10 protein-coding genes are annotated in these 11,742 nt (G+C 65.1%); 7 read left to right on the top strand and 3 right to left on the bottom strand.

The window, feature by feature from the left end:
* Positions 1 to 17 precede the first annotated feature (17 nt).
* The 7 genes from WBB14_RS31550 (at position 18) to WBB14_RS31520 (ending at position 10,311) form a co-directional block, all read left to right on the top strand.
* Positions 18 to 1,583: an ABC transporter substrate-binding protein gene (locus WBB14_RS31550; protein ID WP_042795171.1), complete on the top strand. Its 1,566-nt coding sequence runs from the start codon at positions 18 to 20 to the stop codon at positions 1,581 to 1,583.
* A gap of 26 nt (positions 1,584 to 1,609) precedes the next feature.
* Positions 1,610 to 2,551, top strand: coding sequence for an ABC transporter permease (locus WBB14_RS31545; RefSeq protein WP_424243267.1), 942 nt, complete (start codon positions 1,610 to 1,612; stop codon positions 2,549 to 2,551).
* Between the two features lie 2 nt (positions 2,552 to 2,553).
* A complete protein-coding gene (locus WBB14_RS31540) occupies positions 2,554 to 3,459 on the top strand; it encodes an ABC transporter permease (RefSeq protein ID WP_013396227.1) in 906 nt (301 codons plus the stop codon).
* A gap of 5 nt (positions 3,460 to 3,464) precedes the next feature.
* Positions 3,465 to 5,156: an ABC transporter ATP-binding protein gene (locus WBB14_RS31535; RefSeq protein ID WP_424243266.1), complete on the top strand. Its 1,692-nt coding sequence runs from the start codon at positions 3,465 to 3,467 to the stop codon at positions 5,154 to 5,156.
* 32 nt (positions 5,157 to 5,188) lie between these two features.
* Positions 5,189 to 6,598 carry an amidase gene (locus tag WBB14_RS31530; RefSeq protein ID WP_424243265.1) on the top strand — a complete coding sequence of 470 codons (1,410 nt, stop codon included), beginning with the start codon at positions 5,189 to 5,191 and terminating at the stop codon, positions 6,596 to 6,598.
* Positions 6,599 to 6,631: 33 nt separating this feature from the next.
* Positions 6,632 to 8,107, top strand: coding sequence for a M81 family metallopeptidase (locus WBB14_RS31525; protein WP_424243264.1), 1,476 nt, complete (start codon positions 6,632 to 6,634; stop codon positions 8,105 to 8,107).
* Positions 8,108 to 8,346: 239 nt separating this feature from the next.
* Positions 8,347 to 10,311 (top strand): DUF945 family protein, encoded by a 1,965-nt coding sequence (locus WBB14_RS31520; protein ID WP_424243263.1) that lies wholly within the window; start codon positions 8,347 to 8,349, stop codon positions 10,309 to 10,311.
* A 119-nt stretch (positions 10,312 to 10,430) separates the two neighbouring features.
* Here WBB14_RS31520 and WBB14_RS31515 read toward each other — a convergent pair whose 3' ends face one another.
* The 3 genes from WBB14_RS31515 to WBB14_RS31505 form a co-directional block, all read right to left on the bottom strand.
* The gene (locus WBB14_RS31515) at positions 10,431 to 10,724 is read right to left on the bottom strand and encodes a contact-dependent growth inhibition system immunity protein (protein WP_424243262.1); all 294 of its coding nucleotides are present in this window, start codon (positions 10,722 to 10,724) and stop codon (positions 10,431 to 10,433) included.
* On the bottom strand, positions 10,724 to 11,017 hold the full coding sequence (locus tag WBB14_RS31510) for an RNase A-like domain-containing protein (RefSeq protein WP_424243261.1): 294 nt from the start codon (positions 11,015 to 11,017) through the stop codon (positions 10,724 to 10,726). The genes WBB14_RS31515 and WBB14_RS31510 overlap by 1 nt, the downstream gene beginning before the upstream one ends.
* Positions 11,018 to 11,193: 176 nt before the next feature.
* The gene (locus WBB14_RS31505; RefSeq protein WP_424243260.1) at positions 11,194 to 11,550 is read right to left on the bottom strand and encodes a hypothetical protein; all 357 of its coding nucleotides are present in this window, start codon (positions 11,548 to 11,550) and stop codon (positions 11,194 to 11,196) included.
* Between the last annotated feature and the right edge of the window lie 192 nt (positions 11,551 to 11,742).

Here is an 11,742-nt window from a genome sequence, read left to right as displayed (position 1 = left end):
CATCAAGGGGAACATTCATGCTGAAGTACGTCCGAGCGGCCGCGCTGGCCGGCGCCACCCTGATGATGGCTCATGGCGCCTACGCCGAGACCGTCATCAAGTCGGTGATGCACTCGCCTCTGCGCCTGACCGACCCGCATGCCACCACCGCGTACATCACGACGTGGCACGGCTACATGATTTACGACACCTTGCTGGCCACTGACGCCGACAACAAGATCCAGCCGCAGATGCTGGAAAAGTGGGAAGTCTCGCCCGACGGCAAGACCTACACCATGACCTTGCGCGACGGCCAGAAGTGGCATGACGGCAAGCCGGTGACCTCCGAGGACTGCGTCGCGTCGATCAAGCGCTGGGCCGCCGGCGACGGCATGGGCCGCACGCTGCTGAAGTTCACCGACAAGATCGAAGTCATCGACGACAAGAACTTCCGCATCGTCATGAAGGAACCCACTGACCTGGCGCTGCGCGCCCTGTCCAAGCCCACCGGCACCGCGCCGTTCATGATGCCCAAGCGCATCGCCGAACAGGCCATCGGCCAGCCCATCACCGACATGACCGGCTCGGGTCCGTTCAAGGTCATCGAATTCAAGCCGGGCGTGAAGACGGTCTACGCCAAGAACGCCGACTACGTGCCGCGCAAGGAACCCGCCAGCGGCCTGGCCGGCGGCAAGGTCGTCAACGTCGACAAGGTCGAATGGGACGTCATGCCTGACGCGCTGACCACCGCCAACGCGCTGCTGGGCGGCGAAATCGACTTCGTCGAACAGTTCCCCTACGACCTGCTGCCGATGATCGAAGGCAACAAGGACCTGAAGGAAGAGTCGCTCAGCCCGGTCGGCTACTTCACGATGTACCGCTTCAACTTCAAGTACCCGCCCTTCAACAACAAGAAGGTGCGCCAGGCCGCGATGTACGCCATCGGCCAGGAAGACGTGATGAAGGCGCTGGTCGGCAATCCCAAGTACTGGAAGACCTGCGCCTCGCTGTGGGGCTGCGGCACGCCGCTGGAAAGCGACATCGGCAAGGACATGGTGGTGCCGTCCAACATCGAAAAGGCCAAGGCGCTGCTGAAGGAAGCCGGCTACGACAACACGCCCATCCTGGTCATGCACGCGACCGACGTCGGCACCCTGTCGGCCCAGCCGGTGGTGATGGCCCAGGCGCTGCGCAAGGCCGGCTTCAACGTCAACCTGGCCGCGATGGACTGGCAGAGCGTGGCCACGCGCCGCGCCTCGAAGGCCGCGCCGGCGGAAGGCGGCTGGAACATCCACAACACCAACTGGTATGCCACCGACGTGATGGACCCGGTCCGTTCCGCTCCGGCTGCCGCCAACGGCGACAACGCGTGGTTCGGCTGGCCCGACTTCCCGCAGATCGAGGAACTGCGCACCAAGATGGCGCTGACCTCCGACCCCGCGGAACAGAAGAAGATCGCCGAGGAAGTGCAGCGCATCGGCATCGACGAAGGCCTGTACGTGCCGCTGGGCCAGATGTCCGTGCCCACCGTCTACTCGACCAAACTGTCGGGCCTGGTCCATGCGCCGGTGTTCGCGTTCTGGAACGTCAAGAAAGCCCCTTGACGGGCAAGTAGTTCAGGGGGAAATACATGCTGGCATTTGTCTCACGCCGGCTCCTCGCGACCATCCCCGTTCTGGTGATGGTCGCGGTGGTGGTCTTCGCGATATTGCGTTTCAGCCCGGGAGATCCGGCCATCATCATGGCGGGCGACGGCGCCACGCCCGAGCGTATCGTGCAGATACGCCAGACGATGGGCCTGGACCAGCCGGTCATCAAGCAGTTCTTCATCTGGGGCGGCAAGCTCCTGCAAGGCGACCTGGGCACTTCGCTCATGTCGGGCGTGCCGGTCACCAAGCTGATCGGCCAACGCCTTGAACCCTCGCTCAGCCTGGCGGTCCTGACCCTGGTGTTCACGCTGATCGTCGCCATCCCGCTGGGCGTGCTGGCCGCATGGCGGCAAGGCAGGCTGCTGGACCGCGCCGTCATGGGCTTCTCGGTGCTGGGCTTCTCGGTGCCGGTATTCGTCACGGGCTACGTGCTGATCTGGCTCTTCGCCATCAAGCTGGGCTGGTTCAACGTGCAGGGCTACACGCCGCTGGAAAAAGGCTTCTGGCCCTATCTGCACCGCCTCATCCTGCCGTCGCTGGCACTGTCCACGGTCTACGTGGCGCTGATCGCGCGCATCACGCGCACCAGCGTCATCGAGGTCATGGGCGAGGACTTCATCCGCACGGCGCGCTCCAAGGGCCTGGGCGAAACCGGCGTGCTGCTGGGCCATGCCCTGCGCAACGCCGCCGTGCCCATCGCCACGGTGGTGGGTCTGGGCATCGCGCTGCTGATCAGCGGCGTGGTCGTGACCGAATCGGTGTTCAACATCCCCGGCCTGGGCCGGCTGGTGGTGGAAGCCGTGCTGGCGCGCGACTACCCCGTCATCCAGGGCCTGACGCTCTTCTTCGCGTTCGTCTACGTGTTCATCAATCTGGTTGTCGATTGCGCCTACACGGTGTTCGACCCGCGGATCAGGTACTAACGATGCAAACGCCAACCGATGCCGCCGCGCAAGCGGCCGCCGATCTCCCCGGAGGCGGCACGCCCCAGGCCACCGCCTGGCGCCAGATCCGGCAGGGACTCAAAAGCTGGCCCGTGATGCTGGCGCTGATCGTGCTGGTGGCCGTCGTCGCCATCGCGCTGTTCGCGCCGCTGCTGGGCACCGTCGACCCCACTTTCATCAACCCCGGCGCGCGCCTCAAGCCGCCCTTCTCCGATTACCTGCTGGGCACTGACGCCTTCGGCCGCGACGTCTGGTCGCGCGTGGCCTACGGCGCCCGCATCTCGCTGATCGCAGGCCTGGGCGCGGCGCTGGTCAGCGTCGCCCTCGGCCTGGTCATCGGCGTGATCGCCGGCTGGTTCCGTTCGCTGGACGGGCTGATCATGCGCACCATGGACGCCATCATGGCCATTCCCGGCATCCTGCTGGCGATCGCCCTGGTGTCGGTCACGGGCGCCAGCATCACCACGGTGCTGGTGGCCATCACCATCCCGGAAATCCCGCGGGTGGTGCGGCTGGTGCGCGGCCAGATCCTGACCGTGCGCGGCGAACCCTATGTCGAGGCGGCGCTGGCCCTGGGCACGCCGTTGCCGCTGCTGCTGTGGCGCCACATGGTGCCCAGCACGATCGCGCCGCTGACGGTGCAGGGCACGTATGTCTTCGCCTCCGCCATGCTCACCGAAGCCATCCTGAGCTTCCTGGGCGCGGGCATCCCGCCCGAGATCGCCTCCTGGGGCAACATCATGTCCGAAGGTCGCATGTACTTCCGCATGCTGCCCGGCCTGATCCTGTTCCCCGGCCTGTTCCTGTCGCTGACCGTGCTCAGCGTGAACATCCTGGGCGACGCCTTGCGCGACGCGCTGGACCCGAAAATGGTGCGCAGGATCTGATGCCGATGACCTATTCTCCCACTCCCCCGGCGGGCGATACCTCGACCGCCATCCTGGCCATCCGCAACCTCTCGGTGGAAGTCGCCGGCGCCGGCAACCGCGTCGTGCGCAACCTGAGCCTGGACGTGCACGCCGGCGAAACGGTGTGCGTGGTCGGCGAGTCCGGCTCGGGCAAGTCCGTCACCTCGCTGGCCGTCATGGGCCTGCTGCCTCCCGGCGTGCTGGGCGTCAGCGCCGGCTCGATCCGCGTCGAAGGCGAAGACGTGGTCAGCGCCACGCAGCGCCGCCTGCGCGAGATGCGCGCCACGCGCATGGCCATGGTGTTCCAGGAACCCATGACCGCGCTGAACCCCGTGCACACCGTGGGCAAGCAGGTCGACGAAGTGCTGCGCCTGCACCGCAAGCAGATGTCGGCCGCGGAACGCCGCGCCAAGGTGCTGGACATGTTCCGCTCCGTGCACCTGCCCGACGTCGAACGCATCTTCGAAGCCTATCCGCACCAACTGTCCGGCGGACAGCGCCAGCGCATCGTCATCGCCATGGCGCTGATCCTGGAGCCCAAGCTGCTGATCGCCGACGAACCGACCACGGCGCTGGACGTGACCACGCAGAAGCAGATCCTGGCGCTCATCAAGGAACTACAGGTCAAGCACCAGACCGCCGTGCTGTTCATCACGCACGACTTCGGCGTGGTGGCCGAGATCTCCGACCGCATCGTGGTGATGAACCGCGGCGACCTGATCGAAAGCGGCACCCGCAACGAGATCCTGGCCGAACCCAAGCAGTCCTATACCCGCCGCCTGGTGTCGTCCGTGCCCAGCCTGGTGCCCTCGCGCCGCGAGGCGCCGGCCGGCATGCCGGTGCTGCACGTCAAGGGGCTGGGCCGCACCTACGGCACCAAGAGTTCGCTCTTTTCGCGCCAGACCGCGCGCAGCGTGATCGCCGCCACCGACGTCAACCTGACGCTGCGCAAGGGCGAGATCCTGGGCATCGTGGGCGAATCCGGTTCCGGCAAGTCCACCGTGGCGCGCTGCATCGTGCGCCTGATCGAGCCCACCGCCGGCCACATGATGATGGGCGGCGAAGACCTCAGCACGCTGTCCGGCGCGGCGCTGCGCCCCGTGCGCCGCCGCATCCAGATCGTGTTCCAGGATCCGTACCGTTCGCTGAATCCGCGCCGCACGGTTGGTGAATCCATCATCGAGGGTCTGCTGAACTTCGGCGTGGCGCGCGAGCAGGCATTGAAGCGCGCCGGCGAAACGCTGAGCGTCGTGGGCCTGAGCCCGGACGCGATGAACCGCTACCCGCACCAGTTTTCCGGCGGCCAGCGCCAGCGCATCTGCATCGCGCGCGCCCTGGTCATGGATCCCGAGGTCCTGGTGGCCGACGAGGCCGTTTCCGCGCTGGACGTATCGGTGCAGGCGCAGGTGCTGGAGCTGCTGGAACAGGTGCGCCAGCGCACCGGCGTGGGCGTACTGTTCATCACCCATGACCTGCGCGTGGCCGCGCAGATCTGCGACACCATCATGGTGATGCAGCGGGGCAAGGTCGTCGAGACCGGCTCCGCTGAAACCGTGCTGACCGAACCGCGCCACGAATACACGCGGGCCCTGATCGACGCCGCGCCCGGACGCGACTGGGACTTCCGCAATTTCCGGCCGGTCGCGGCCGGCCTGGGCCACGCCGCCGCGCCCTGAGGCCCGCAGCCTGTACACACACTGGAACCGAAATGCCGCAACCGCATGAACTGTCCGCCGTGGAGATGCTCCAGGCCTACCGCAACAAGACGCTCTCACCCGTCGAGGTCACCCGCTCCGTGCTGGACCACATCGCGCGCTGGGAGCCGCGGCTCAAGGCCACCTACGCCCTGGACGCGGACGGTGCGATGGCCCAGGCCCGCGCCTCCGAAGCCCGCTGGATGAAGGGCGAACCGCTGGCTACCGGGGGCCACACGCTGGATGGCGTGCCGGCCACCATCAAGGAGAACATCGCCACGCGCGGCGTGCCGGTGCCGCTGGGCACGGCAGCCACGGAATTGAAGCCTGCCGCCGCCGATGCGCCGCCAGCCGCCCGCATGCGCGAGGCCGGCGCCGTGCTGCTGGGCAAGACCACCATGCCCGACTTCGGCATGCTGTCCTCAGGCCTGTCCAGCTTCCATGAACTGACTCGTAATCCCTGGGATCTGTCCAAGAACCCGGGCGGCTCCAGCGCCGGCGCGGGCGCCGCGGCGGCCGCGGGCTACGGCCCGCTGCACATTGGCACCGACATCGGCGGCTCCGTGCGGCTGCCAGCGGCCTGGTGCGGCATCGCCACCCTCAAGCCCAGCCTGGGTCGCATCCCCATCGATCCGCCCTTCATGGGCCGCTGCGCCGGCCCCATGACCCGCACCGTCACGGATGCTGCGCTCATGATGGGCGTGCTGTCGCAGCCCGATGCGCGCGACCACATGAGCCTGCCCTACCAGGACTTCGACTGGCTGGACCTGGAGCGCGACTTGCGCGGCCTGCGCATCGGCCTGCTGCTGGACGCGGGCTGCGGCCTGCCCCTGGACCCGGAAATCCGCGCCGCCGTCGAGGCCGCGGTCCGCGCTTTCGAGGCCGCCGGCGCCATCGTCACGCCGATGCAGCCCTGGATGACCCCCGCCATGCTGGAAGGCGTGGACCGCTTCTGGCGCACCCGCTCGGCCATAGACCTGGCGGCCCTGCCGCAGGAGCGCCGCGACAAGATCCTGCCCTTCATCCGCACCTGGGCGGAAAGCGGCGGCGGCCAGTCGGGCGAGGACGTATTCCGCAGCTACTACGAAACCATGAACGTGCGCGCCAGGACGGTAGCGGCCTGCGCGCCCTACGATTACGTGCTCTCGCCCGTGGCCCCGGTGGTCGCCTACAACGCCGAGTGGCCGTCGCCGACCAACGAAGTGGCGACCACCATGCACCACATCGGCTACACGCTCCCCTACAACATGAGCGAGCAGCCCGCGGCGTCCGTCAATTGCGGCTACACCAAGGCGGGCCTGCCCATCGGCCTGCAGATCGCCGGCGCGCGCTTTGACGACCTGGGCGTGCTGCGCATCGCGCGCGCCTGGGAAACCCTGCGGCCCGAGCAACATCCCTGGCCCCAGCCGCCCCAGGCGGCCTGACCTATCCTCAACGGCAAACCCACAGGAATTTCCATGCGTTGGCTTTTGGCAATGATCAAGCACGAGACGAATACGTTTTCGCCCGTGCCTACCCCGCTTGAACGCTTTTTCCGCGGCAATCCCGAAGTCCTGGCCGGCGAACGCGCCATCCAGGCCTACGAGAACACCGACAGCGGCCTGGGCGGCTACATCGAAGTGGCGCGCCGCGAAGGCGCCGAGATGGTCGTGCCCGTCGCGGCCGAGTCCTGGCCCAGCGGCCCCGCCAGCGCCGAAACCCACGAACGGCTGTGCAAGCTGGTCCTGGACGAGGTCCGGCGCGGCGGCTACGACGCCATCCTGCTGGACCTGCACGGCGCCATGGTCGCCGAGGGCGTGGAAGACGCCGAAGGCGACCTGCTGCGCCGCCTGCGCGAGATCGATCCGCACACGCCCGTGGCGGTAACGCTGGACATGCACGCCAACATCTACGACGACATCGTCAAGCACGCCACGGTCATCAGCGGTTTCCATACCTACCCGCACGTGGACATCCGCGCGGCGGGCCTGCGCGCCGCGAACGTGATCGCGCGCACCCTGAAGGGCGAAATCAAGCCCGTCATGTCCTGGGCCAACAAGCCCATGCTGCCTCACATCATGTGCCAGGGCACCCATGCCGCGCCCAACAAGCCGCTGCAGGAACGCTGCCAGGAACTGGAAGCCGGCAGCGTGCTGGCCGCCTCGGTCTTCGTGGGATTTCCGCATGCCGACATCCGCGAAGCCGGCCTGAGCGCCGTGGTCTGTACCGATGGCAACCTGGCCGACGCGCAGCGCTACCGCGACGAACTGCTGGACCGGGCCTGGAGCGGCCGCGCCGACTGGGTGTTCCACCCGGAGCCGCTGGAGCCCACCATCGCGCGCGCCAAAGCCATCGAACAAGGCCCGGTCGTGCTATTGGACCACTACGACAACACCGGCTCCGGCGGCACCATGGACACCACTGCCGTGCTCGCCGAAGTGCTGCGCCAGGGACTGGAGAACGTGGTCTTCTACGCCATCTGCGATCCGCAGGCGGCGCAGCAGGCGGCGGCCGCCGGCGTGGGCCAGACCATCACCATCCAGCTCGGCGGCAAGATGGCCATGCCCGCCATCAAGCAGCCCAGCGAGCCGCTGGAAATCACCGGCCGCGTCAAGCTGGTGTTCGACGGCGTCTACCTGAACCGCGGCCCCATGTACCGCGGCGTGCGCAACGACACCGGCCTGACCGTCGTGATCGATGCCGGCCGCGTGGAGATCGTCGTCGTGTCGCGCCACCAGGAGCCCTTCGACATCAATTGCCTGCTGTCGGCCGGCATCGATCCGCTGCAAAAGCGCTACGTCGTGCTCAAGAGCCGGGTGCACTGGCGCGCGGGCTTCTCCGATATGGCCACGCAAGTCATTGAATGCACCGGCGTGGGCGTTACCACCTCGGATTACGGCCAGCTCGATTTCCAGCACGTGCGCCGCCCGATCTATCCCCTGGATCCGATGTAATCCGCACTCCAGGCCTTTTGACCCGAAAAAGCCGGCGCAAACGCGCCGGCTTTCATTTTGAAATCTTCTGTAACTGCGCGCGTGGTCACATGACCACCGGCCTCGGTATACTCGCCGCGGGCCTTACAGGCCGATGAATGCGCGTATTCCGATGGCGGACGCCAGCAACAGGGTCCAGCGGCCAGAAGCAGCCGCCTGTCACCGGATATGACTCGACAATCAACGATACAAGCAGAACGATGAAAAAGAGCGTAGCGATCACCCTCGGCGTGGTCATAGTGGGAGCGGGAAGCTGGGTCGGGGCCACGTGGTACACCGGCAAGCGCATCGAGGAAAGCTCGCAGCGCCATCTGGCGGAAGCCAACGAGAAACTGGCCAAGATCACGCCTCTGTTCGGTCTGCGCATCGATCAGCTGAAGTACGAACGCGGCCTGTTCTCGACGCAGGCGCGCTATGGCGTGTCGCTGGTCAACGGCGACAAGATCGCCAAGGACATGCCCAAGGGCATGATCGAGTTCGACGCGTCCATCGAACACGGCCCCTTCCCCAAGAGCGCCCTGGCGCGCGGCGCCATCGCGCCGAAATTGGCCTTCACGCACGCCGAGCTCGCCAAGACCGACAACATCAAGGAACTGTTCGAGCTGACCAAGGGCGTCGCGCCCCTGAGCGCCGACGCAGTCATCAGTTTCGGCGGCTACGCCACCTCCACCGCCAACATCGCCCCCGTGCAGATCACGCACGAGGGCAACGCCGTCAACTTCAGCGGCATGGCGATCAACGGCACCTTCGACCGCGCGCTGCAGGCCGTCACGGCGCACGCCCTGGTCGAAACGCTGTCGGTGGACGGTGAAAAGTCGGATGACCCCATCAAGATGCTGCTGTCCGGCCTGACCATGGACGTCAACAGCCGCATGGGCAAGTTCGGCCTGTCCGTCGGCGATTCGAGCGTCAAGCTCAAGCGCATCGACGTGACCCGCCCCGGTGACGACGTCAAGGTCTCGGTGGACAATCTGGGCTATGGCGTCAAGCTGGCCGAAGACGACAAGAACGTCAATGTCGAAGCCACCTACCAGACCGGCACCATCACGCTGAACGACGTGGCGCTGGGCAACGGCCAGGCCGTGATCAAGCTCGCCAAGCTGGACGGCGCCGCCATCAAGCAGCTGTCGGACACCTACAACCAGATCGTGCGCCAGTACATGCTGGGCGCCAGCGACGAAGGCCTGAAGGACGAACAGTTCGACGCCGTGCTGGAAAACGCCGGCAAGCTGCTCAACGGCAACCCCTCGTTCAGCATCGACCCGATCAGCTGGAAGACCGACAAGGGCGAAAGCAAGCTGAACTTCACGCTGGACCTGACCAATCCGCCCAACGTCAAGGATCTGACGCCCCAGGAGATCATGGTCAAGGCCATCAAGCAGATTGATGCCACCCTGGTCATCTCCAAGCCCATGGTGCGCGACCTGATCGTGCAGTACGCCGTCAAGAAGCAAGGCTTGACCGCGGAAAAGGCCGCCGAGGAAGCCGACGACCAGATGCGCTCGATGTCCGGCATGGCTGAAATGCTCAACGTCGGCAAGAACGACGGCGACAACATCATCGGCAAGTTCCACTTCGCCGATGGCATGGGCGACCTGAACGGCCAGAAGATCCCCGCCGATGAATTGTTCGCAGGCCTGCTGGGCGCGACCGGCATGGACGACGACATGGATGGCATGGAAGAGGAAGGCGAACCGGCCGAAGGCACCGAGCTGGCCGCCCCCGTCGACACCGCCTCCGCCGCCGGCTACATGCAGGACTTCGACCTCGACACCGTGACCGCCATGCTCGATGACATGTCGTACGCCCCTCGCAAGCAGGATGGCGACGAAGGCCCCGTGCTGATGCTGGAACCGGGCAGCACCGGCGCCAGCGAACTGCGCGTCGACTTCCTCTGCAATGACTTCACCGAGAAGTGCCATGACCTCGTCGTGACCGCCACCTACAGCAGCAAGAAGCCGGTGTCGCTCAAGGCCATCAACGCCTGGAACCAGGAATACCGCTGGACGCGCGCCTACCTGGACGACAAGAACCGCGCCGTGCTGCAGATGGACATGAACTCGGAAGGCGGGATCGGCAAGGAAAACCTGCAGATCATGCTCAACACGTTCTTCAGCATCGCGGAAGACTTCTCCGTCACCAGCAAGGCCGCGCCGGCGAAGTAAGCTTCAGCCGACGTAGATAGAAAAATCCCCCATCTTTCGGATGGGGGATTTTTTTGGTTTCTCGCAACATGGCGATGAACAACTGAGCAATTCTTGTGCGCCAGCCCTCATGCCATGACCTAAGTACTCAGGATTCGCTTCAGTTCTTCAAAAAACTCAGGGATCGTGTAGCCCAAACCGGCAGGCCTCAACCACCCCCATCGTTGTTCAAAGGCGAATTCAACAGTGGGACCATTTTCCTGGATGAATTGGTCCATTTCGGCGCAAACCTGACTTACCCGTATTTGGCCAACCACCTTTTTATAATCCTGAACGACTTCCTCGACAGTCTCTCCGAAAGCGCCCCAGTCTTGATGGAACCACCCACCGACAAACACCTCGAGTTCAGGATATGCATCGCTTTGCGTAGGCATCAGACATCCAGATACGCTGTTAGTACAAAATAAGGCATTCCGTTATAGGTTTGCTTCTTAAGCGTCACGATAACCTTCGTGCCCGGCACCACCTCAGTCGTGCCGCGGACCAATACGACACCGAGGCGGTCCGTAACGACTCCCCTTAGTGGCAGCTTCTCGCCATTTGAAGCCAATTTAGCCCATTCCCTCACTCGTTGGGCATTGCTGCGCATTACCCCGTTCACGGCGGTTTCTGCCGCTCCAGTCGAGTAAAAAGTCGACACTCGTTGCAGCCGGGTTCTGTCCGCCACCTCGCCTCTAGATCTGCCTTCGTTTTCCCCACGTGCTTGGCGAGAGTATGTCCGCCAAGCCTTTCATACACGCTAGCCTCATGCCTGGACAGCGAAATACGGCTAGCGGCGACACTCGTTACGCGCGTGGCCCGTAGGGCGCCGGCAAACCGCGCCGGCACGGCGAGTTCAACCGCCTAGCCAAGCGCCTGGCCAGAGCCGGGCTTCGCACCCAGCCTATTGGCCAGCTCGGTAAGCCCTATCTCCGTCAGCGATTGGTCTTTTTGTCCCGTCCATATTTCACGCAGACCGGCCGCCGCTGTGTCTGAACCATGCGCGCCGAGCAGTACGCAGCCGGCCTTGGTGAGCCCGGTCGGCTCCGGAACGACGCACAGCGCAGCGCCACCCACCATTTCGGCAAGGCCAGCCGCGAGCGTAAGGCCGCCCCACATTCGGTTTGAAAGAGTCGCCTCATTGCTGATCGAATCGCCCTGCAAGATCGCCGCCAACTGTACTGGCGTGACAACGATGCTTATGCTTGAATCTTCGCTCATTCATTTGCCTCAACTGGTGATCGAGTAACGAATGTCACGAAAAATCGGCGGTTTATCGATCAGCCTCGTCCGAATCCTCCGAGGAAAACTTGTGCGAACGGCGTTGTGAGCGGCGATGGACGAAAAAACGCCCCACACGTGATGCACGGTGGGGCGTTTTCTGCCTAGGCTGGATTAGCGCCGGGCTTGGCA

The sequence above is a fragment of the Achromobacter sp. genome (assembly GCF_049647645.1).
Lineage (GTDB): Bacteria > Pseudomonadota > Gammaproteobacteria > Burkholderiales > Burkholderiaceae_B > Achromobacter.
Note: the sequence above shows the minus strand (reverse complement) of the source record. Positions and strands in the feature narration are given on the sequence as shown.